The organism is Wolbachia endosymbiont of Diaphorina citri (genome assembly GCF_013096535.2).
Lineage (GTDB): Bacteria > Pseudomonadota > Alphaproteobacteria > Rickettsiales > Anaplasmataceae > Wolbachia.
The window spans coordinates 1,365,523-1,389,059 of record NZ_CP051265.2 but is presented as its reverse complement, the minus strand read 5'-3'; the positions used below and the strand labels follow the sequence as shown (position 1 = coordinate 1,389,059).

General features: G+C 33.7%; 15 protein-coding genes. 6 read left to right on the top strand and 9 right to left on the bottom strand.

Translation table 11 applies throughout. From position 1 onward, the window contains the following. The first annotated feature begins 3 nt into the window (after positions 1-3). A complete protein-coding gene (locus HGO49_RS06505) occupies positions 4-1,380 on the top strand; it encodes an ankyrin repeat domain-containing protein (RefSeq protein WP_017531727.1) in 1,377 nt (458 codons plus the stop codon). 60 nt (positions 1,381-1,440) lie between these two features. Here the strand turns inward: HGO49_RS06505 and mutS are convergent, their stop codons facing one another. After that, positions 1,441-3,942, bottom strand: coding sequence for a DNA mismatch repair protein MutS (gene mutS, locus HGO49_RS06500; RefSeq protein WP_017531728.1), 2,502 nt, complete (start codon positions 3,940-3,942; stop codon positions 1,441-1,443). 113 nt (positions 3,943-4,055) lie between these two features. On the opposite strand from mutS, the gene HGO49_RS06495 reads away from it, so the two are divergent. Continuing rightward, positions 4,056-6,596 (top strand): ankyrin repeat domain-containing protein, encoded by a 2,541-nt coding sequence (locus HGO49_RS06495; RefSeq protein WP_017531729.1) that lies wholly within the window; start codon positions 4,056-4,058, stop codon positions 6,594-6,596. A 34-nt stretch (positions 6,597-6,630) separates the two neighbouring features. On the opposite strand, the gene HGO49_RS06490 is transcribed toward HGO49_RS06495, so the two are convergent. Continuing rightward, on the bottom strand, positions 6,631-8,721 hold the full coding sequence (locus tag HGO49_RS06490) for a heme lyase CcmF/NrfE family subunit (protein ID WP_026092591.1): 2,091 nt from the start codon (positions 8,719-8,721) through the stop codon (positions 6,631-6,633). A 161-nt stretch (positions 8,722-8,882) separates the two neighbouring features. On the opposite strand from HGO49_RS06490, the gene HGO49_RS06485 reads away from it, so the two are divergent. Continuing rightward, on the top strand, positions 8,883-10,115 hold the full coding sequence (locus HGO49_RS06485; protein ID WP_017531731.1) for a hypothetical protein: 1,233 nt from the start codon (positions 8,883-8,885) through the stop codon (positions 10,113-10,115). A gap of 218 nt (positions 10,116-10,333) precedes the next feature. On the opposite strand, the gene HGO49_RS06480 is transcribed toward HGO49_RS06485, so the two are convergent. The 3 genes from HGO49_RS06480 to HGO49_RS06470 are packed head-to-tail and all read right to left on the bottom strand — an operon-like array spanning position 10,334 to position 12,595. Continuing rightward, on the bottom strand, positions 10,334-10,561 hold the full coding sequence (locus HGO49_RS06480; RefSeq protein ID WP_017531732.1) for a JAB domain-containing protein: 228 nt from the start codon (positions 10,559-10,561) through the stop codon (positions 10,334-10,336). After that, positions 10,539-12,005: an IS4 family transposase gene (locus HGO49_RS06475; protein ID WP_172758531.1), complete on the bottom strand. Its 1,467-nt coding sequence runs from the start codon at positions 12,003-12,005 to the stop codon at positions 10,539-10,541. Before HGO49_RS06475 ends, HGO49_RS06480 begins: the two co-directional genes overlap by 23 nt. Before the next feature lie 11 nt (positions 12,006-12,016). Continuing rightward, a complete protein-coding gene (locus tag HGO49_RS06470) occupies positions 12,017-12,595 on the bottom strand; it encodes a JAB domain-containing protein (protein ID WP_237398550.1) in 579 nt (192 codons plus the stop codon). A 680-nt stretch (positions 12,596-13,275) separates the two neighbouring features. Here HGO49_RS06470 and HGO49_RS06465 point away from each other — a divergent pair. Further along, on the top strand, positions 13,276-14,742 hold the full coding sequence (locus HGO49_RS06465) for an IS4 family transposase (RefSeq protein ID WP_172758531.1): 1,467 nt from the start codon (positions 13,276-13,278) through the stop codon (positions 14,740-14,742). Positions 14,743-14,863: 121 nt separating this feature from the next. After that, complete coding sequence (locus tag HGO49_RS06460) at positions 14,864-15,970, top strand: D-alanyl-D-alanine carboxypeptidase family protein (protein ID WP_017532040.1); 1,107 nt, start codon at positions 14,864-14,866, stop codon at positions 15,968-15,970. A gap of 32 nt (positions 15,971-16,002) precedes the next feature. On the opposite strand, the gene HGO49_RS06455 is transcribed toward HGO49_RS06460, so the two are convergent. The 4 genes from HGO49_RS06455 to HGO49_RS06440 all read right to left on the bottom strand — a co-directional run bounded on the left by HGO49_RS06455 (position 16,003) and on the right by HGO49_RS06440 (position 20,036). Beyond that, entirely contained in the window at positions 16,003-17,361 is a 1,359-nt protein-coding gene (locus tag HGO49_RS06455; RefSeq protein ID WP_017532039.1) for a DNA recombination protein RmuC, read from the bottom strand. Between the two features lie 271 nt (positions 17,362-17,632). Then, positions 17,633-18,793: a porin gene (locus HGO49_RS06450; RefSeq protein WP_017532038.1), complete on the bottom strand. Its 1,161-nt coding sequence runs from the start codon at positions 18,791-18,793 to the stop codon at positions 17,633-17,635. A gap of 100 nt (positions 18,794-18,893) precedes the next feature. Then, on the bottom strand, positions 18,894-19,697 hold the full coding sequence (locus HGO49_RS06445) for a hypothetical protein (protein ID WP_017532037.1): 804 nt from the start codon (positions 19,695-19,697) through the stop codon (positions 18,894-18,896). Between the two features lie 183 nt (positions 19,698-19,880). Continuing rightward, positions 19,881-20,036, bottom strand: a complete 156-nt coding sequence (locus HGO49_RS06440; protein WP_160142697.1) for a hypothetical protein — start codon at positions 20,034-20,036, stop codon at positions 19,881-19,883. Positions 20,037-20,562: 526 nt separating this feature from the next. Here HGO49_RS06440 and secA point away from each other — a divergent pair. After that, positions 20,563-23,214, top strand: coding sequence for a preprotein translocase subunit SecA (secA, locus tag HGO49_RS06435; RefSeq protein WP_026092630.1), 2,652 nt, complete (start codon positions 20,563-20,565; stop codon positions 23,212-23,214). Positions 23,215-23,537 lie beyond the last annotated feature (323 nt).

Here is a 23,537-nt window from a genome sequence, read left to right as displayed (position 1 = left end):
TTTATGAACCCTGAAGAATTAAAAGAAATTTTAGCTAAAAAAGAGAGGGTGAATGCTGTAATAAAAGATCTTGTTGATACTGTCACCAAAAATGATTTAGAAAAAGTAAAGTCAATTTTTGAGGAAAATAGTTCCATTATTCGAGATGTTGTCACTGAGGTTAATTCCCAAAGCGGTACAAATTTATTAAAGTGTTCTACTAATAACAAAATGGCCGAATATCTAATAGAAAAGGGTATAAGCTTTAGCGCTGCAGTCACAAAGGCAGTTAAAAGAAGAGATTTAGAGTCAGTAAAATCAATCTGTCAGATTAACAGCTTAATAGCTAAAGATGAGTTATCGCAAAATCCTGAGCCACTAGAATCTGCAACTTATGATCACAAATTTAATGATAAAATTGCAAGGTATTTGATTGAACAAGGTGCAAATCCTAATGCAACTGATCATCTTGGTCGTTACTTACTTCATCTGCAAACTGCACAAGGCAATTTCGAAGGAGCTAAGGCTTTAATAGAAAACGGTGCGGATGTTAACTTAATAAATCAAGAGGTAAAAAGCTATCAGAACTTAATTATTGGTGGTAGTGCGTTAAAGGGTCAAACTGCGTTGAATTTTGCAATTAGAATATATTACAGACATAAAGACATAGACGATCAAAAATCTGATAAAACCTTAAAATTTATAAGTTATTTAATAGAACACAAAGCAAACTTAAATATCAAAGATTGTAATGAGATGGTCCCTTTAGATATTGCTATATTTCATAATTCTCCAAAGATAGTAGAATTATTGATAAAAGCTGGTGCTGATCTTAATGTTGGAAGGAAAAAAGCAGAAGGTGTTTTAAAGTATGCAATTACTGAAGGGCATATAGATATAGGGAAAGCTACAATTCGATATATTTTGGAACATGACTCACACTGGTTAACAACTTCAAATAAACCAGATCTTCTCAATGACCAACAAGAGTTATCAAACTATTGGGATGAATATAAAGCTCAAGTTAAAGAGCCTCATGATATAGTGGAAGATAGAATTGACTTGACTGGTGACGGCTCTACCCGTCCTATAATGAGAACAGTGAGTGGCTTTTTAGATCATGAAAGTAGAAAAAATCTAGTAAAATCATCATTTATATCTAGTGCTGAGGCACCAGAAAATTTTTGTCCGAGAAAGCTGGCTGTTATAAGTGTAGCTGCAATAACTTGCGCTTTAGCATTATATTTTCTTGCTCCATTAATCATTGGGTCTTCTGCTGGAATTGGTACTCAACTAGCATTAGGAGCTGTAGGTGCAGTTGTAGGTGGTGGAATTGGAATCTTGACTAATGTGGCAATCGATCAATGCTACGTTAATTCAGTTACTCAGAAAGCTGACTAAAATTAAAGCGCCATAGATTGCTAAAATCCATAATTGTGGAGTAATATAATGTTACTTTCCTCAAGCCTTTAGCTCCTCAAATACTTCTCTTGCTCTGTTTAAAACAGAATCAGGAAAACCAGCAAGTTTTGCTACATGTATTCCATATGACTCATCTGCAATGCCTTCAATTACTTCATGTAAAAAGATGACTTCTCCTTTCCATTCTTTTATTTTCATACAAAAACATTTCACATTTTCTAAGTATTCACCTACTTTAGTCAATTCATGATAATGAGTTGCAAAAATGGCGCGGCACTTATTTACATTGTGAATATGTTCAATCACCGCCTGTGCAATAGATAATCCATCATACACCCCTGTGCCCCTACCAATTTCATCAAGTATCACCAAGGAACGGTCCGTTGCCTGATTTACTATCGTTGCTGTTTCGATCATCTCTACCATGAAGGTAGAATAACCAGCTGTTATATTATCCGTTGCGCCAACCCTGCTGAATATCTTGTCAATCACTCCTACATGCGCACTCTCTGCTGGCACAAATGACCCCATGTGAGCTAAAACTGCAATGAGAGCGTTTTGCCTCAAGAAAGTGCTTTTTCCAGCCATATTAGGACCAGTAATTAGATGTATACCAGCTAAATTGATGCTATTTGCAATGAATTTATCGTTAACTTCAACCACTGGGTGTCTTCCGCTACAGATATTGAACTCTTTGCTGTCATCAATAATGGGTTTTACGTAATTATTTTGCACTGCAAGCTCTGCAAATGCGGTTCTAATATCAAGTTTTGCCAAAGCATTTGCAGCAAGAGCAATTTTTTCAGATTCTTTAGCGACTTCACTACACAGTTCACTAAAAATTTTCATTTCTAAGCCGATTGCAGCATCACGTGCCGTAAGAATTTTATTTTCTAGTTCTTTCAATTCATTAGTAGTGTAGCGCATGCTATTTGCTAAGCTTTGTCTATGAATAAATATATCCGAAGTTATTTTGTGATTTGCCGACACTTCAACGTAATAACCAAGTATATTGTTGTGTAATATTTTGAGTGCAGCAATGCCAGTTAGGTCGCGATAAGATTCACGGAGCTTAGTTACCAACTTGTTACTGTTGTTCAATATATAAGATAACTCAGATAATTCTGAGTTGTATTTTGGATTGATAAATCCTCCTTCTTTTACGGAACTGAGGTTGTTATCAAGTATAGCGCTGTTTAGAAGCTCGAATAGATCTTTATGATTACCAAGACTTTTATGTATTGTGCTTAGTTCACTCTCGTCACTACTTATCACCTGAACTGGTTCCTTTTCTCTGGTCAAGCACTGGAATGACATCTGAGAGTTAATTTCTGATTTTTCACTTAAACAATAATTATGCAAGGTAGACAGAAACTCAGACAACTCTAAAGTTTTTCCTAGGCCTATTTTTAATAGGTTCATATCCTTTGGTGAACCACGCCCTAGTATTAGGCGCGATAAAGACCTCTCAATATCTGGAATGTTAGATAATATCTCTCGTATTTTTCTGCGTGGCTCATGATTATTTACAAAAAATTGAGCGGTGCTGAGCCTCAAATTAATTGCCTTAGAGCAAGCAAGGGGTGAAGCGAGCATTTGTTTGAGCAGGCGTCCACCAGAGGCTGTTACTGTGTGATCAATAACTGAAATTAGTGAACCTTTCTTTTCACCAAATTGAGTTGAAAACAACTCAAGGTTTCTCCTTGCTGAAGCATCAATAAGCATGAAATTTTGTTGCTTATAGGTTTTTGGGAATTCAAGCCTTGGAATGGAGCCCCTTTGTGTTACTCTGACATATTCAAGCAGTGCACCACACGCCATGATTTCTACTTTGCTGAAATTTCCTATACTCCCAAGTTCCCTGATTTTATAAAACTCGCATAACGTTCTGTGAGATTTACTATACTCAAAAAAACTCTGTGCGTGTTGTGTAATTGATATTTTATAATTTTTTAAAATCGATCTAATTTTTTCGTCCTCAATGAATTTTTCAGAAATTAATAATTCTCTTGGTGATATACGCAATAAATCACTATCTAGAGCCTTCAAACTTGTTAAAGTGTGAAAAAATTTTCCCGTCGATAATTCAAGCCAACTAATAGCATATTCATCATTTTGTTCAACTATGGATGCGAGATAATTATTGCTTTTATCCTCCAGTAGTGAATCTTCTATAATTGTACCTGGAGTTACAACTCGCACTACATCACGTTTTACTATGGATTTATAGCCCCTCTTTTTTGCTTCATCAGCAGTTTCTAATTGGTCACAGATTGCTACTTTGAATCCTAAATCTATTAGCTTGTGCAGGTAAGACTCACTACTGTGTGCTGGCACTCCACACATTGGTATTTCTTGCCCATTTGAATTGCCCCTCTTGGTTAGCACTATATTCAGCAATTTCGCAGCTTTAATAGCATCATCGAAAAACAACTCATAAAAATCTCCTAGCCTATAAAATAGCAGATGATCCTTGTATTGAGCTTTCAGGTTCAAATATTGCTCCATTACAGGGGTATTTTTTTCTCTTATTAAGTTCATAACATTTTTAAATATGTTAGCAGCAAACCGCTTACTCTGGTGTTGGTTATTTTATTATGGATCAATAATTTTTTTTAGCTATAGTACAAAAACAAATAGTTTGAGGTAGAATTATGGAATATGAACGGTTGTTAAAAATATTAAGGACAATAAGTGACTTAAATGAGAACAATATAATCGAAAGGGTAAAAGAGGAATTGGAAAAAGAAGATCCAGACACGTATAAAAAGTGGCAAGATAATGGATTTAACATAAATTATAGATTCGATGATCAAAATACATTTTTACATATAGCTGCTAGAAATGATCTTGTAAAGATAGCAGAGCTTTTAATAAAAAAAGGGGGTAATGTTAATACAGCAGATGAAGATGGATGGACTCCTTTACACTTTGCTGCTGCATGTGGCAGTATAGGAGTGGTAGAGATTTTCATAGCACACAAGGTTAGTGTTGTAGTAGCAGATGAAGATGGATGCACTCCTTTGCATTGTGCTGCTCACAATGGACATAAAGAGATAGTAGAACTCCTGTTAAACAAAGGGGCTAATATTGATGCAGTAAATAAAGTTAAGATAACTCCTTTATACGCTGCTGTTCGCTTTGGTTATACAGAGATAATAAAAGTTCTCATAGCAAACAAGGCTAATATTAATGCAGCAGATGAAGATGGATGTACTCCTTTGCATTGTGCTGCTATCAATGGACATAAAGAGATAGTAGAACTCCTATTAAATGAGGGGGCTAATGTTGATGCAGTAAACCAGGTTGAGAGTACTGCATTACATTATGCTGTTTCTTCTGAAAATTGCCAAATGGAAATAGTAAAAGCTATCCTAGAAAAGGGAGCTAGTGTTAATGTAGTCGATGAGTACGAGCGTACTCCATTATGCTGGGCTATTAGGAATGGTAATTTAGCAGTAGTAGAAGTTCTACTTAAAGAAGGAGCAGATCCTTTATTGGGACATAAAAGTTTTAACACATTAAAGCTCTTGGTTGAATCAATAAAAAATGATTTTAAGCATCCTAAGAAAGCAGAAGAAACACAGCAACAAGAGGATGATGAATATGAATTGATCAAATACTCATTGCTACATGACTGTTCTTTAATTGATAATATTGAAAGAAGTGCATTTAGTAAGTTGATACCGATGTGGCTTGCTGATGGGTCCAACTTAACAGAAAATCAGAAGGAATTGAATAGAAAATTTTTAACTATTATTAAAGATTTTCCACATATCACTTATCAAGATTATAATAATGATATTAAAAAAATTAAAAAATTTTTACTAGATCATAAAAGTAGTCAAGATCTAAAAACCATTCTCAACCTTAAACGAGGAGAATCTAAACTGACAATACTGCATATTCTATCAAGTATGGAATGTAGCAGTTCAGAAGAATGCATAGATTTACTGTTGAATTCAGGTGCTGATCCTAATGAAAAGGACGACACAGGAAGAACGCCTTTGCATTATGCTGCTCGTTCTGGTCATTGTGATACAATTATCAAATTGCTTCTAAGGAAAGGAGCTAATCTTGATATAAAAGATAAAAAAGGTAAAACTCCAATAGAATTTGCAGTTAATAATCCCAACCTTAATATTAAAGAGTGCTTTTTAACTGATGATGTTCTTTATGAAACTTTTTGTAAAAAAACACAAGTTGACCTTAATAAAGAAGACAAATATATAAATTTATGGAATGATTTCACACTAGAGAAGCAAGAACCATTGCAATATTTAAATCAATTAAATGAAGCTCAAGATATAGATCAGCTAGAACAGATTGTAAATGAAGCTATAAAATCTAGGGTAAGGTTCAATTTTACTTATAAGGGAAATATATATGAAAATACTTATGAGAGTAAGTATAATTTTACAGATTATGTAATAAGAAGAATTAGTGAATTAAAGATTTTTCAAGGTGAAAGGGACATAGAAGTTGCTAGTCGCATAGTATGTAATTTGGTAAAAAGAGGTGCAGTATTTGAAACTCTAAGTAGTATAATTGTAATTGATAAACTAGAGAAGTTTAAAGACCACAAAGCTAATCTTAAAGAAGCACGTAAAAGCTATATACATTACTCTCTAAGGTTTTTGGAAGCTGCAAAAAACGCAACTACTGGTAAGGTAAAAGAGGCAAAAATGGACAACTTCACTTTCTACTTGAAATACTCAAAGAATAGTATAGTCGAGGCTGCAAAAATCGTAAATGGAACAGATGAAAGCACAGAATTTCGAAGAGACGTGATAGCAATCGGTGAAAGCGAGATAGAAGTTTTAACGAAAGGTGGGGTAAGAAATTATACTGACCTTATAGGTAATATAGTACTGACTTTTCATACTGATTTGGGAAAAGTACATGTTAGGTTGTATAATGATGTGCAAGATAAAAACAAAATTATAGTAGCAGTGAACAATAAAGAGGAAATATTGGAAAAATTCAAAAATTATAAAGAAGAGTTAGGTAAGAATTGCTTAATTGGCCGTTATTTTGTCTACGATGCTATTGAGCAGGGATATTTTAAAAGGCCTGAGGAAGTTTTAGAAAAAGATTCCATATATCATGTAAGTTCTTCATTAGAAAATATATCTTTATTTCCTGTTGTACAACAGGACATAGAGAAAATTCGCTCGCGAGGTTGTGTTACTTAGCTTAAGTTTAAATTGCCAAAAAATGCAAACTTCATCATACTGAAGGAACTACTTTTTTGCTAGAAGAAAAAGCAGCAAGTAGTGAACCAAAGGCGATGAGAAAAGATCCAAGCCAAATTATAGACATTCCTGGTTTATAGTGTACTTTGGCTGCGATTTTGCTTTTATTCTTGTCAATTTCACCAATAACAACATAGATATCAGAAAATAAACTGTGATAAATGCTGCTTTCAACATTTTTCTGACCTTCCGCAAGGTAAAATCTATATTCAGGAGTTACTTCACCTAATATCTTACTATTAAGCAAATTCCTGATATCCATTGTACCTCTTACTGCATGGAAGTTTTTTTCTTTTATAAATTCAATGTTTCGTAAAGTGACTTTGAATTTATTGACTGTTATGCTGTCTCCTATTCCCAAGTAGTTTTCTTTTTTCTCCTGCCAACCAACTGAATAAGATATACCAAGCACTAGAATTGCCACTCCAGCGTGAGCGATCATCATTGCATAATAAGAACTAGAAACTCTTCTTGCGAGTAAAATTGACTTACTAAATTCTACCTTAAACAAACAAATTCTTTTGCTATATGCTTCCAAAACAAAAACTAATAATGCTATAGAGATGCTAATTGATAGCACAATCATTAGCTTCATGTGAAAGATAAACGGCAAAATAGATGCAGCACTACAAAATGAAAATCTATATTCACGGAATATTGGCAATAGACTATTTCCCTGCCAACTGCAGTATTGCCCTATCATGGTGAGTACTAGAATAGCTAGTGCAATAGAGTTAAATAAAGAATTGTAATATGGTGCTCCAACTGAAATTAATTCACCGGTTAAATACTCAAGCACTGTAGGGTATAAAGTGCCAACGAACACGATGAAAAAGGCAGTGATGAATAATAAATTGTTCATCAGCATCATCGTAAGGCGTGAAAAGAATCTTCTACCTTCTGTCACTTGAGTAGCAGATTTCTTTTCAGATTCCAATATCGAATACTGGAAAGATGTGTGATTCTTTCTCGTAAACACTACAAATATTACTAAGCTACTGACTGTAATTACACCAAGTAGAGCTAATATATACAGTCCATATCTTGGGTCATCTGCAAACGTGTGCACTGAGGTAAGTATTCCTGAGCGGACTAGAAATGTTCCAGTTACACTCAATATAAAAGTTGTAAGCGTAAGTAAAATAGCGAAATTCCTTAAAGTATTGAAATTTCGTACAACAAGCAACAAATGTGTCAGCGCCACTGCAATTAGCCACGGCATCAAAGAAACGTTTTCCACTGGATCCCAGAACCAAAATCCACCCCAACCGAGTTCACGATATGCCCACCAGCTACCCAAGCTGATGCCCAAAGTGAGCAGCGACCAAGAAATAAGTACCCAAGGCTTGACAATTTTAGCCCAAACATTTCCTTCAGTATTTGCAATTAATCCAGCTATAGAGAGCGAAAAAGGCACGCTAAATCCAAGGTACCCCAAATATAATATCGGTGGATGAATAGCAAGGCCTATATCCTGCAATATCGGATTAAAACCCAGTCCATCTGTTTCAATGCCTGGCATTTTAGTGAAGGGGCTGGATTCAATTAAAGTGAACAGTAAAAAACAAAAGCAAATCAGCCCATGAGTGATAAGAGATATTTTTTTTAATTTACTACCATTAGTCCGTTCTGGTGTCATGCAAGTAGCTGACACTGGAATCCAGTTTTTATTACACTGCCATTTGATGTACTCATTTGCAATTAAATTCCAGTGTCTGGGCACTGGGATGACAGAGGGGGAAACTGGGGTGACAGAAGGTATATAAATATCCATTAGTAATAAATATATGACAAGCACTAATGCCCAAAGCAACATAGATCCTTCTTTATTTCCCCAAACTCCACAAATCTTATAGACCAAAGGTTTTGTTGTATGTGAGTGGTAATATACGTTTTCGAGTGAGAAATCATTTGTAATGTGGCAGTAGATCAAAATAGCCATTGATGTTGATACACAAAAAAATATGGCATTGGTGATAAATCGATAAGAATTGAGCGGTAAAAATAAGTATGTTAATGACAATAAACAAGCTACCAAAAGTAGTATATTTCCAAGCTCAGGCATGAATTATAGTTATTTATATAAATATTACTGATAACAAACTAGGAGTTAAAGTTTTAATATAGGAACAAAGCTAATCTTCAATTATATTAATAGTAAGTAAAAATTAAACATTAAGCTTTTATACTTTATATTATATAACATTAATATTGTGAGGTAATATTATGGGCACAACTAAGATTAGTGAATTTCTATTCAATATAAAAGGTAAAGTGGCAAAACAACATGCTGAACCAATAATTGAAAAAAATCTCTATACTATTTTAGGATTCAAAGATGTAGAAGATTTCGAACATAAGACAAGTAAGTCCGTTAACAAAAAAATTTGGCAGCTATTTATTGATTGCTTTACAAAGGAAATAGATTATGTAGCAACTAAGCAAGTTGTAAAAAACGTTGTTTGTAATATTGCCAAAAGTGCCCAAGGGAATGCTTTTACTGAAGCTGAAAGCTTAATCTTAAACGAAAAACAAGATAATAAAAAGAGAGAAAGAGCGATTAAAAAAGCTACTAGTATTTTAAAAAAAATCAATCCAGAGAAAGCCTTCAATGAACTTTCAGTAATAAAAAAACAAGCCGAAGATTTTTTACAAACCGATTTTTATAAGGCGCAGAGCAAACCACTGCCAGGATTTGCTCCATCTGGTGCGCAGCTTTTTGCGGAAACTTTGAAATATATAGAAACACTAGAAAAATTATCAGAAGTTAAAAAGGAAGATTTAACTAAGAGTTTCCTATTAAATTATATTAGTTCACTGAACAAAAAGTATCCTAAATCACAAGGTAAAAGGGAAGATGCTATACGAATACTATCAAGCGATGAGTTGAAGAATTTTTATAATAAAGGTGTAGAGGAAGGAATACTACAACCGCTGGTATCATATAAAGAATGCAGAAATCTGTATGATAAAATGAGCCAAACAAAGAATGAATGTATAATCAAAAAAGAAGAGCAGGAGAAAGCAAGTAAGTCAATAACCAGTATAATTAGTGACATAAAAAAATGTAGAGAAGCAGTCCTTAGTTGCAAAAATTTTCAGAGCTCCTACATAAAGGAAAAAGCAGAACACCCATTTAGAGGCAGTGCATGTCAAAAAATGATTGATATATATCAAGAGAGAATTTCTGGATATCAGGAAAAATTTCGTCAAAACCTAAACCAAATAAGCGTAATATTAAAAGATACGCCGCAAGATGTGAAGGAAATAATCAATTGTGTAAATGAAGCAGAGCAGTATGATGAAATTTTTGATTCATCTTTAATTTGTTTACCGAACATACAGAATAAGCTAGATATTCAACCAGAAAATCCCCTAACAGAACTCAGAGCTGCACAAATTAACGTTGAAATTGAGCTAACTAGGCTCTGTGAACAAAATATTAGAGTAAGCATGTGAGTGCTTCAACAAAATTCAAAAACCAATAAAAACCTCACAAGTCTTATCAAAACGGGAGAAAATGTGTCTAATAGTGGCAAATATCATGTATTTCTTTCAATTTGCCACTACCTAAATCACACATTGTCTTCCATGAAGGAAAATTTTGCTCCACTGGCAATCACTTCATGTATAGCTTTACTTCCATAATAAGGAAAATGGCAAAAGTAATTTTAGATCTACTCTAACAACAGCCTATTTTCCTTAAAACTAAAATAGCTACTGAATGTAATAATAATGTGATCTATTAATTCTATCCCTACACTTTTACAAGCTTCTGCCAGCTGTCTAGTGAGTGATATATCGCTGCTTGAAGGCTGTATATCTCCGCTTGGGTGATTGTGGGATATTACAATCGATGTTGAGCCAATTAAAAGCTTACTATTACCCACAAGTATAGAATTCATGAGCAAGTCTCCATCCTTCTGCTAAATCAAAGAGACGTTTCCATCCCTTCCACAAGGCTATAGGACCTGGTTCTAAGTCATTTTTGCGAGCTAAAAACCCTCCTAACTTGGCCACCCACCTCACAATTTCTCTTATAGGTGGTGGAGTCTCAGGATAGTTTTTTGTCTTAAGCATTTTGGTATATAAAACCTTCCATTCGTCATCAGTCAGTATGACAGTGCAAGAAAGATTCGGATTTGTTCTAGCTACCAATGTAATAAAAAATATTCTCCATGCAATTATACTCATAATTGTAAGAAAGCGGATCAATCTATCTGCTGTTTGGAGCCTACATTCTTCAACTTTAAGACCGGATTTCAAAATTTTATGAAAAACCTCTATTCTCCATCTTAAGCAATACCATTGTATTTTTTCTACTGCTTCTTCAAAATTATTAATATTTATATTTGTTAACAAAATCCAGTTTATGGGCTCTTCGCCAAATGGGGGATATCTTTCTATAACATAGACAGCATTTAAATTTAAATTAGGAAGTTTTTGGGTTTTACGTCTAGCGTTGTTTTTTGATGCATTCATCACAAAGTTACTAAACTTTACTTCTAAAACTGTTGTTCTTTGAGGTTTTTTATCGCGAGCAGGAATACTCACTTGAATTTCTCCTTGACAAGACATGCGATTCATCAAATCCCACAATCTTTCACCACCTTTTTCAGAATAAGTCGACTTCTTGTTTACTGTTCTGTTTTGATTTCCTCTTACTACAAAAAGAGATTGATTAGTGGAAGCAACTTCAAATAAATCATAAATATCTGCTTCTCTATCACAAACGGTAACTACCTTAACATCCTTTAATCCAGGATGTTTAGTAGAGTCTTTAAGTGATGCTATCCACCGTATGCTTTCTTTCTCTTCTATGGGAAGAGCAGTATTATGGCTTCTTCTTTTCAACTCCTTTAGGTCTTCAGTTAAGGAAGGTCTAGTACTAATTTTTTGATCCAATAATCCTATAGGTAGTCCTTCTGTTGTAACTGCAAACGTTGTATGCATCACTAATCCATGGGTTTTAAAATTAGTTGTTTTAGATGTTAATCTTGCTGCTATAATCCCTAATCCTTCGGTCTTTTTATGATTTTTATATGAAATATAACTCGTATCCTGGATAGCTAAGATAGTTGAGTATTCTTTAGCTCTTTCAACAGTTTTAATTATATGACTGTCTAATATTTTTCTTTCAGAAATGGCATCGTTTTGGAAAAATCTATAAGCTGCTTTACTTTGATGCCAATCTTCACAAGCTTGATTTATTGAACGCTCAGGCGATTCAGCAAAACTATTAACTATTTTTAGAAGCCTTTTACTTAATCTTATATCACCAAAATTAACAATTCCAAATTCACTTTCTGCCCATTCGCCAGTTGAGGTATTTATAGTTCTTTTCATCATATATTCCATTTTTAGACCATAGATCTATTTATAATAGAAAGTTGAATTAGTAAAATAGCAGCTTTTTCTCCATTTTTAGATTTATGGGTAATAGTAAGAATTAAAAGTGCACGTTTGATGATCTCTCTAACATAAAGAGGAGTTTGATCTACTGTACCAAAGTTTTGCAGATCTTCCGCTATTAGACGATATTTTTTATTCATGTAGATAACGCGAAAATTTTCTTTATTGAGGCTTCCTATACTTACTTTTAAATAATCAAGGAGTTTTTTCCAATTATTGATTATAGGCAGGTCCTTTATTTCTTCTCGTGCAGAGCGAACAAAAGCCTGTTTTACACAAAAGATAGCGGATATGGCTGCATTACTAACTCCATCAATATTTTGCAGTGCTTCTAAATCGGCATTAAAAACCTTATTTAAACTACCAAAATTTTCTATCAAACTCTTTGCTACTGGTTTTACATCAATTCTACTATATGCTGAGTATAAAATATGTTCTAAAATCTCATAATCAAGTAGTGATTGTCCGCTATCTGAAATAATTCTCTCTCTTAGGCGCTTTCTATGCCCTTTTTTGTAATCTTTCATTATTCATGAATTGCTTATCTCTTATAATAAGAAATTGAATTTTTAAGTAAAATATTTAATAAAACACATGAAGCATAATTGTAAATTTTTGAAGACAGCAAATGAAAGTAGCCCCTCTCTTGTCATCCCCTGCTCCCTCCTTCTTGTCATTCAAGTAGCCTCATCCCAGTGTCCCTTCTATATATCATCCCAGTGCTCCTTCTATGTCATCCCAGTGCTTGACACTGGTTTCTTACCAACAAAAACCTAGCATAACTTTTGTGCTCAAAAAATTTCCAGCATCAAGTGCTGGCCTGAAGCTTTAGCTGTAAATGTTAAGAAATTTACCAAGCGAAAAAAAAAGGCAAAAAAATCCCCGTGTAACGAGTTTTGACCCTATAATAATGTAAATTGGCGCTGTAATAATGTGCTAACGCTTAAAATAAGCGCGTTTTGGCTGAATGTAGAAAAAATAAAAAAGACATGCAGCCGCTATAATTTTTATGTAATTTGCCAATAAATATCTGAGTTTTTTACTGAATTTTTGTTGTTGAACCCGCGCGGATCGAAAACAAGGATAAATACTCTTATTATCATAATAAGCTTACTATTACCCATAAATCTAAAAATGGAGAAAAAGCTGCTATTTTACTAATTCAACTTTCTATTATAAATAGATCTATGGTCTAAAAATGGAATATATGATGAAAAGAACTATAAATACCTCAACTGGCGAATGGGCAGAAAGTGAATTTGGAATTGTTAATTTTGGTGATATAAGATTAAGTAAAAGGCTTCTAAAAATAGTTAATAGTTTTGCTGAATCGCCTGAGCGTTCAATAAATCAAGCTTGTGAAGATTGGCATCAAAGTAAAGCAGCTTATAGATTTTTCCAAAACGATGCCATTTCTGAAAGAAAAATATTAGACAGTCATATAATTAAAACTGTTGAAAGAGCTAAAGAATACTCAACTATCTTAGCTATCCAGGATACGAGTTATATTTCATATAAAAATCATAAAAAGACCGAAGGATTAGGGATTATAGCAGCAAGATTAACATCTAAAACAACTAATTTTAAAACCCATGGATTAGTGATGCATACAACGTTTGCAGTTACAACAGAAGGACTACCTATAGGATTATTGGATCAAAAAATTAGTACTAGACCTTCCTTAACTGAAGACCTAAAGGAGTTGAAAAGAAGAAGCCATAATACTGCTCTTCCCATAGAAGAGAAAGAAAGCATACGGTGGATAGCATCACTTAAAGACTCTACTAAACATCCTGGATTAAAGGATGTTAAGGTAGTTACCGTTTGTGATAGAGAAGCAGATATTTATGATTTATTTGAAGTTGCTTCCACTAATCAATCTCTTTTTGTAGTAAGAGGAAATCAAAACAGAACAGTAAACAAGAAGTCGACTTATTCTGAAAAAGGTGGTGAAAGATTGTGGGATTTGATGAATCGCATGTCTTGTCAAGGAGAAATTCAAGTGAGTATTCCTGCTCGCGATAAAAAACCTCAAAGAACAACAGTTTTAGAAGTAAAGTTTAGTAACTTTGTGATGAATGCATCAAAAAACAACGCTAGACGTAAAACCCAAAAACTTCCTAATTTAAATTTAAATGCTGTCTATGTTATAGAAAGATATCCCCCATTTGGCGAAGAGCCCATAAACTGGATTTTGTTAACAAATATAAATATTAATAATTTTGAAGAAGCAGTAGAAAAAATACAATGGTATTGCTTAAGATGGAGAATAGAGGTTTTTCATAAAATTTTGAAATCCGGTCTTAAAGTTGAAGAATGTAGGCTCCAAACAGCAGATAGATTGATCCGCTTTCTTACAATTATGAGTATAATTGCATGGAGAATATTTTTTATTACATTGGTAGCTAGAACAAATCCGAATCTTTCTTGCACTGTCATACTGACTGATGACGAATGGAAGGTTTTATATACCAAAATGCTTAAGACAAAAAACTATCCTGAGACTCCACCACCTATAAGAGAAATTGTGAGGTGGGTGGCCAAGTTAGGAGGGTTTTTAGCTCGCAAAAATGACTTAGAACCAGGTCCTATAGCCTTGTGGAAGGGATGGAAACGTCTCTTTGATTTAGCAGAAGGATGGAGACTTGCTCATGAATTCTATACTTGTGGGTAATAGTAAGCATAATAAGGGGGCTGGCGCAGTTTGTCAAGGAAGTTTTATGCGAGAGATCTATTGAAATGCTCGTGCAAAATCATACTATTAATTAGTACACTATAAATTTAAAATTATAAATATGTTAAGCAAATTAGTAACTTTGCTATTAATTTTTATATTTCCTTTTTACTCATACTCATATCAGTTTAGAACCAAAGCAAAGCAAGCAATTGTCTTAGATTTAGCTTCAGACTCGTTCATTTTTGACCATAATTCCAGCGAGAAAATGGCTCCTTCTTCAATGAGTAAGTTAATGACTTTATATGTAGCTTTTGACTATCTAAAAGCTGGAATAATAAATATGGAAGATAAATTTCGAGTGAGCAGAAAAGCGTGGGAAAGAAAAGGCTCTTCTATGTTTTTGAAAGAAGGTCAATTTGTTACGGTAAAAGAACTACTTGAAGGAATTACAATTGCCTCAGGTAATGATGCATGCATAGCGCTAGCCGAGGGTATTGCAGGATCAGAGGAGAATTTTGTTGCTGAAATGAATGAAGTTGCACAAGATTTAAATCTTAATGATAGTCATTTTGTTAACTCAAGCGGGTGGCCAGATGAAAACCATTTTATGAGCGCAAAAGACTTGGTAACACTGGCAAAAAGGATTTTTACTGATTTTCCTGAATACTATGACCTATTCTCTGAACAATATTTGACATATAACGATATTGTACAAAAAAATAAAAATCTTTTACTTTTCCATGATATTGGAGTTGATGGTCTAAAGACAGGTCATACAAGTGCTGGTGGTTATGGCATTATAGCATCTGCAAAACGGAACGATAGGAGAATTTTTGCTGTTGTGAATGGTTTGGACACCGAGAAAGAGCGAATAGAGGAAGCAAAAAGACTAATACAATATTCCTTAAATCATTTTAATACCAAGAAAATATTTGCTAAGGATAGCGTAGTTGAAGAAATAAATATTGTTTATGGAAAAGATAAAAAAGTGCCCGTTACAGTTGCAAACGATGTTACCATAACTTATAACCGCAGATTACATGATAAAATTAAAGTGCGTATTGAGTATAAAGATATGGTAACCGCACCAATTAAAAAAGGTCAAGAAGTAGGCAAAATTTTTGTAGAAATACCTGGTACTGAGCAACAAACTATACCTGTTTATGCAGCAAATGATGTGCAGGAATTGAGCTATATAAAAAAAATTTTTAGAAAGTTGTTTTAATCAGCAAATGTAAGTTAAGGAGACCTGAAATACTAATCTACTTTCAACCCCTCAGCATGTAAACTGCGTGGTAAAGATTCCAACTCTTTTGCAGCAGTGAGTTCTTTATTTTTTGCATGTATACCAAGCTTATTGAATTCTCGGACAGCAGGAAACACTCTTGCCTCAAGCGAACCAGCAGTTTTATTGTAATGATCAACAGCACTTTTTAAGCTTCTGCGTAAATTATCAAAATTTTCGCCCATTGTGCAGATTCGCTCATATAAAATATGGCCTAGTTCACTTATTTTCTTTGCATTTTCAGCTATCATCTCTTGCTTCCATCCATAGGCTACTGCCCTAAGTAGCGCGATTAAAGTGATTGGTGTTGCAATAATTACTTTTTTTTCTATTCCAATTTCTATCAAAGCTGGTTCACATTCTAGTGCTGCGCTGAAAACCCCTTCTCCTGTTAAAAAAAGCACCACAAGCTCTGGCGTATTTTCAAATTGGTTCCAATATTCCTTTCTGCCTAGATCATTTATATGTTTTTTTATTGCCAGAGAATGATTCTTCAATTTTTCCTTTTGTATCTGTAAATCATTTTGCGACATAGCATCCATGTAAGAATCAAGTGGTACTTTAGCATCTATTATTATTTGCTTTCCTGATGGCATTTTTACTATTAAATCAGGACGTAACAAATTGTCCTCATTTTTATCAATTACTGAGGCTTGAGTAAAAAAATCGCAATATTCAATCATTCCCGCCATTTCTACCACTCTTTTGAGCTGCATTTCACCCCATTTGCCCCTAATGTGAGGCTTCCTCAGGGCGTTAGCAAGGCTAGAAGTTTGGTTCATTAATGCTCCAATTTGCTCTTTTAAACCCTCATAGGCCCCTACCCTCTCTTTTTCTAGCTCACGTATTTCGCTGTCGAATTTTTCTAATTTTTCTTTTATTGGAGTGACAACTTCGTTGATCGTTGCTTGCCTTTTTTTGAAGTCACTTTCTGTTTCTTTTAGTTTACTATCGATTACTTCCTTCGCTAAATTCAGAAAATTATTATTGTTTACCTGCAAAGCATCAAGAGAGAGAGCTTTAAAAGTGTTTGTAAGCCTCTCCTCTGCTTTTGTCAGTAAATCCATCTCTTTTCTCTTTTCCTCACGTTCTTTTTGCAAAATTACTTCAAGCTCTGCATTCCTAACTTTCAAATCAACTATTTCCTCATCCTTATTCAGTAAAGTTCGCTTTGTCTCTTGAAGATCATGCTCTACCCTACATAAATTATTCTCAAGATTTGCTAATTTTACTTTCTCCTCACTTAATTTTCTGTTCTTTCTTGCAATGATATAGAGAAATAGTAGTAAAAAAAGGAAATTCAATATAAAAGCTATAGAATTGAAAAGCATCAGAACACAGAAAAAACCGCACTCACAATACTATCTAATTTTTTTATATATAAAAAAGAAAAAAGAGCACCTGAAGAGATGCGCTTACTGAAGGGTTCGGTTTGCTAATTAATAACCGTTTTCTCCTACACTTGGATTAGTAACAGAATGTCTTTTTATTGAAAATCTTATGTAATAGTTATTTTTATAATATCAAATAGCACATATATTAACAATTCAATTTTACTCTCATTATTTACCACATTACAACACTTATACACCGTTTATTTCATTAAAAACTTAGCTTCAGTCCAACCAAAAGCACATACCCGGAGTTATTATTTTCTATTTTAGGTTCTTTAGTACTAAACTTTACAATATCTAAGTAGTATGAAGTACCAACAGCTAATGGATATTCAAGACTGAAAGCCTGTGATGTTAATTCGTTTGTACCTTTGCCTATAATATCCCTAACACTATTAAAATATGTTAAGCTTACTTTACGAGAATCAGAATGGTAAGCAACACCTGCATTTACATAATACATATTATTTGTTTCAGGACTACGCTTCTCACCAGATTTACCGCCATTACCGTACGAAAAAATGCAATCAAGTTCAAAAAGTTTTAGCTTCAAGCCAAAATTCCAGTGTAGTAATTGATTACGGCATTTATAATTTTCAAAAGTCCCATCTTTGCAATCAGTTAAATTTTCCCTTGCAAATTCACCAGTCAAAGCAGTAGTAAAATTTATTTCATCTGATAAGCCATTTTTATAGGAAAGACCAGCGGCTATGAGATTATTATATTGTAAATTATTTTTTCCTGGAACATAACTGAATCCAAGTTGAAAGTTATAGATTTCAGGAGAAATATAGTTTACCGTTGGTTGTTTTAACTTCAGCTCTAGTCCATTATAGTCGCTGTAAATATTGGGTTTTACCCAAAACACCTTATCTTTATCATACCCAGAACCATCATCTTTTTTTTCATCACCGCGCAAATTTGCGTAATTTGTCCAATGACCATTTACTCCTCCAGCAGCTGTATAAATTTTTGAAGTGTTAATTAACATACTCTGACTAACTAAACTTCCTTTACCATATTCAAATGATCCAAACTCCTGATTCTTTATGATAAAATACCACTTCTCCATTTCTAACTTTTCTATGTCTAGTGCCTTTAAGTTTGCAATACCAGAAACTCCTGCCTTAACATCAAAACCCATTTGAGTATTTGGATAAACTTGCTGTAAATAAAGCAAGCGCAGGTTTGAATAACTTGAGGTCTTGTCTTTGGTAGAGCTAAAAGAATCTCTATTGAAAGCGTAGCCAAATCTTAAATCTACTTTTCCATCTAGTTCTACATAAAACATCTCCTTATCCAGAATTACCCTAGCGTTAGCACTTCCCCCCACAAGTAATGATAAAAATAGTGTGATTAGTAACCTCATAGGTAAGCTTAAATTTTTAATATAAGCTTACCAGAAATAAAAAACAATCCTTATATTGTGTAGAACTTAGATACTACAAACCAATTAATGACAAAAGCGTTTAAGCATTCTTCACACTATGTTTTTGAATTATATTTCCATAAGCAATTGATATACTTGATAGTTTTCGCTTTAATAACTGCTTGTTAATGGAAGAATATATACGTTTAACTACTTTAGATGTGTTATTTGCATCACAGTTCATCAAAATAAAAAGTACCTTATTCTCATCAATAAATCCCAAAAAATCATCACTACGGCAATTTTTATAAAAATGTTCTATGATAATTTTTAGTGCATCATTTTCCTTATTACAACTGCTGTTTACACCTATTATTCCTATAACTGCATTAATTTGATATTCAAAGGCAAAATTTAATACAACATATAACTCAAAAATAGTGGACTCATTGTCTGGTATGTTAAACAAATTGTGGTTTTTATATTTTTTACCTATCAGATATTTATCCCTAAACATTCCTAGCTTATGAAACAGGCTAATGTCACGTATTAATAGCTCATAATTAATCTTACTATTAGTAAATTGCGTTGTGCGAAAAACTTTTACCTTTGTTTTTATATCTTCTCCTTTAGCGTCGATTAGAGAAAAGCCTATCACTTTTGGCAATATATCGGGCAAATCGCGCCCATCTTCAGTATACTCCAAATAGCTTTTCATATCTTCAGCTGCTCTTGCACTTAAAATATTGATTAGCGGCTTATTAAGTAAATTCCCTTCTTCACATTTTAATAAATTCCTTGCTGCTTGATTGAGTCCCAAGATTAACACGTTTTTTTTCTCATTATCCTGACAAACAGATATCACAGCATCATCTTTCCTTCTTGCCGTTATAAAATCTTCCATGCTTTCATTCTATAAAATAGATTTACCAGTATAATAAAGTTATATTAAGATTTATTTACCCATTGATATACTCAATCAAGTATAGGCAAGCATAACATAATCAGCTACTTCTAAGTGATGATAAAGGAAGCAAAATTACAAATGTAATTTTGCTTGTTCTCTTTATACCTTCACCACAACAACTTAATCTATTGACGAATAGTATTTTTTATACCGCTGCTTCAATTGAACGTCTAATACTGACTTACCACCATTTAGAAGATTTAAAACGTCTTTTTTACATAACTCAATCTCCTGAGAAATTTTAGAATCGTTTTGTTCTTTTATATCTTGATCCATTTTAGCCTGTAGTTTTTGACCAAAATCTTTAAATACAGTTCTGCAAGAAAGGTATTTAATATAATAGGTAAAGCTGCTCATTTCCCTTACTAAGCAAAGATAAAAGCTTCAAAGCGAAAGAATTAGGTACTGCTTCTCTTGGTAGAATTAAGGTGAAATCTTCCCATGCTTGGCAAACTAATTTTATTGAAGAATCTTTAAACTCTTTTGTACCAAATTTTTATGAAGCAAAAAATTCTTCTAATTCTTCAAAAGGACAATTATTTTTCTCTAATTTTACTTTTATAATATTGCTTAACATTGTGATTCCACTAACCGTTTTATACATGTAGCTTAACACTATTTTAATAATTTATCAAGAAAGTTTAATTATTAATTATAATATCTAATAAAATAAATAGATTCTTTTACATTTCATCTGCAAGAATCTTTTCCTTAGTTTGTAAATAAAGATTTTCTGAATCTAATTGCCGCAGGTTACGTTTAGTAATATAATCTTATATTAAATAAAACTTTACCTAAGTTTATGCCAGACTCTACGTTAGTTTTAACAACTATTCTTATATTCTTCATCTTTACGTTGTCACTTTTTTTTATAAAAAGGATATTTGGATCAACGAACAAGAAGATAATAAAATCCTTCAGAAAAATTGCTCAGCAGATTAATGCGCTAGAGCAAGAAATGCAGAGCTTATCTGATGAGGATCTTGCTAGTAAAACTGAGGAATTAAAACAAGAACTGAAAAATGGAAAAACACTAAATGACCTTCTCGTACCTGCATTTGCGGTTGTACGAGAAGCATCACGAAGATTCCTTAACATGAGGCATTTCGACGTTCAGCTAATTGGTGGAATGGTTCTCCATAATGGCATGATATCAGAAATGAAAACAGGAGAAGGAAAGACACTCGTCGCAACTTTAGCTGCATATCTAAATTCTTTAGAAGGAAAAGGTGTGCACGTCGTAACTGTTAACGACTATCTTGCAAAACGAGATACAGAGTGGATGAGTAAATTATATAATTCTCTTGGAGTTTCTGTTGCATTTATTACAAATAATTTGACAGACGACGAGAGAAAAAAGGCTTATAGCGCAGATATCGTATACTCAACAAATAATGAACTTGCCTTTGATTATCTACGAGATAATATGAAATTTTCTCAAGAAGATATGGTTCAAAGAGGCTTCAATTATGCAATAGTAGACGAAGTAGACTCCATACTGATTGATGAAGCACGTACTCCGCTCATTATTTCTGGCCCACTTGAGGAAAATAATCAGATATACAAGCATATCAATAAAATAGTAATCAAATTAGTTGATTCTGACTATGAAGTCGATGAAAAGAGTAGAGCAGTGTTCCTCACTGAAAATGGCATTTCACGAGTGGAGGAATTATTAAAATCGTATAAACTCATTCCTGAAAATTTCTCGCTCTATGATACTAGCAATATTATACTGACTCATTATATAGATCAAGCACTTCGTGCACATAAGCTGTTTACTGCTGATAAAGATTATATAGTGAAAAACGGTAAGGTGGTAATTATTGATGAGTTTACTGGGCGCATGATGGAAGGTAGGAGATATTCTGATGGTCTTCACCAGGCACTGGAGGCAAAGGAGAATCTTGAAATTCAGCATGAAAGTCAAACTTTAGCATCAGTCACATTTCAGAACTACTTTCGTATGTACAACAAACTTTCTGGTATGACAGGAACAGCAGTAACAGAGGCAGAGGAGTTTCGTGATATATATAGATTAAATGTAGTAAAAATTCCAACTAATGTGTCTGTTAAAAGAATAGATGTTGACGATGAAATTTATGGCACAGAAAAAGAAAAATTTAGTGCTGTATTGAAGTTCATAGAGGAATGCCACAAACGCCTACAACCAGTCCTTGTTGGTACGGTAAGTATTGAAAACTCTGAAAAACTTTCTGCGCTTTTGCAAAGCTATTCTCTTAAGCATTCAGTATTGAATGCTCGCTATCATGAACAAGAGGCATACATAATAGCTCAAGCTGGAGTACCAGGAAGCATTACTATAGCAACTAATATGGCAGGACGTGGAACTGATATTCAGCTTGGTGGAAATGCTGAAATGATTGCAAAGGTAGAGCTCGAGAAAATAAAAAATGTTGATGAAAGAGAAAAAAAATATCAAGAAATAGTCGAAAGAGTAAAAAAAGATAAGGAAATTGCTATAAAAGCTGGTGGCTTATGTGTTATTGGAACCGAAAGGCATGAAAGCAGGAGAATAGATGATCAATTACGTGGACGTTCTGGCCGCCAGGGTGACCCTGGACTTTCTAAGTTCTTTTTATCACTTGAAGATGATTTAATGAGGATATTTGGTTCTGATAGAATGAGGAATTTTTTGCAAAGAGTGGGACTAAAGAACAACGAGGCTATTCATCATCCATGGATTAATAAAGCACTTGAGAAAGCACAGAAGAAAGTTGAAGTTAGAAATTATGATGTGCGGAAGTCTTTGCTAAAGTTTGATGATGTAATCAACAATCAACGTAAGGTTATTTTTAAGCAGAGAAATCATATTTTAAACAATGCAATCAATGATTTAGTTGAAGTATATAGCGAAGTAAATGAGGATATAATAGAAGGTATAGTACAAAGTGGTTATTACGAAGATTATGTTGAAAATATTGCAAAAGAATTCCACATAAGATACGGGATAACGCTTAATCTAGCAGAGTTTTTGAATAAACAAGAAGCCTTGGATTATATAAATGACAAGATACAAGAATTTTTTACTGAGAAAGAAAAATATTTCAATAGTCAACAAACTACAGATTTGTGGAATACGATAGTGAAACAAGTGATGATCATGACACTTGATCATTTATGGAGGGAGCACCTTTCGGTCTTAGAGAGCCTAAGACAAAGCATAAATTTGCGTGCTATGGGGCAAAAAGACCCACTGAATGAATTTAAACGCGAAGCTTTCTTAATGTTTGAGTCGATGCTTGAAAAGTGGGGGGAGCTTACCATTCACCGCCTAGCGCACTTTAAGTTGGCAGATAACCAAGAAATAGGCAATAGGTCACGCTCTGCTAAAAATAGCAGACTTCCAGAAGTTTCAAGAAACGATAAGTGCCCTTGTAAATCCGGGAAAAAATACAAACACTGCCATGGCGCGGTTACTGTATTGAATTAGCTATTGCAAGCACATTATAGCTGCTAATATCATCTAACTTGCTACTCAATGAGCACTCTGATACTCTATACGCAACCTCATAGTAAATTCCACTGATTAATTAGTGCAGATACTATACTAATATCCACTACTAAAAGTAAAGGTAGCGTAAACAAGTGCTATTAGAAACCCAATAGCAACTGTAACACCTGCAATGACTCCTGCCTTCTTTGCTTTAGGCATGTGAATAAATGATGGATCTGTGCTACATTCTAGTAAAAATTTTGCTGTTTCTGAATATTTATAGCTCTTCTCATAATGGTAGGAACGAGGTGTAACAAGAA

Bases quoted from the DNA above. Each gene is read 5' to 3' on its own strand.
- HGO49_RS06505 (WP_017531727.1), top strand. From the start codon at position 4: ATGAACCCTGAAGAATTAAAAGAAATTTTAGCTAAAAAAGAGAGGGTG.
- mutS (WP_017531728.1), bottom strand. From the start codon at position 3,942: ATGAACTTAATAAGAGAAAAAAATACCCCTGTAATGGAGCAATATTTG.
- HGO49_RS06495 (WP_017531729.1), top strand. From the start codon at position 4,056: ATGGAATATGAACGGTTGTTAAAAATATTAAGGACAATAAGTGACTTA.
- HGO49_RS06490 (WP_026092591.1), bottom strand. From the start codon at position 8,721: ATGCCTGAGCTTGGAAATATACTACTTTTGGTAGCTTGTTTATTGTCA.
- HGO49_RS06485 (WP_017531731.1), top strand. From the start codon at position 8,883: ATGGGCACAACTAAGATTAGTGAATTTCTATTCAATATAAAAGGTAAA.
- HGO49_RS06480 (WP_017531732.1), bottom strand. From the start codon at position 10,561: ATGAATTCTATACTTGTGGGTAATAGTAAGCTTTTAATTGGCTCAACA.
- HGO49_RS06475 (WP_172758531.1), bottom strand. From the start codon at position 12,005: ATGATGAAAAGAACTATAAATACCTCAACTGGCGAATGGGCAGAAAGT.
- HGO49_RS06470 (WP_237398550.1), bottom strand. From the start codon at position 12,595: ATGAAAGATTACAAAAAAGGGCATAGAAAGCGCCTAAGAGAGAGAATT.
- HGO49_RS06465 (WP_172758531.1), top strand. From the start codon at position 13,276: ATGATGAAAAGAACTATAAATACCTCAACTGGCGAATGGGCAGAAAGT.
- HGO49_RS06460 (WP_017532040.1), top strand. From the start codon at position 14,864: ATGTTAAGCAAATTAGTAACTTTGCTATTAATTTTTATATTTCCTTTT.
- HGO49_RS06455 (WP_017532039.1), bottom strand. From the start codon at position 17,361: ATGCTTTTCAATTCTATAGCTTTTATATTGAATTTCCTTTTTTTACTA.
- HGO49_RS06450 (WP_017532038.1), bottom strand. From the start codon at position 18,793: ATGAGGTTACTAATCACACTATTTTTATCATTACTTGTGGGGGGAAGT.
- HGO49_RS06445 (WP_017532037.1), bottom strand. From the start codon at position 19,697: ATGGAAGATTTTATAACGGCAAGAAGGAAAGATGATGCTGTGATATCT.
- HGO49_RS06440 (WP_160142697.1), bottom strand. From the start codon at position 20,036: ATGGATCAAGATATAAAAGAACAAAACGATTCTAAAATTTCTCAGGAG.
- secA (WP_026092630.1), top strand. From the start codon at position 20,563: ATGCCAGACTCTACGTTAGTTTTAACAACTATTCTTATATTCTTCATC.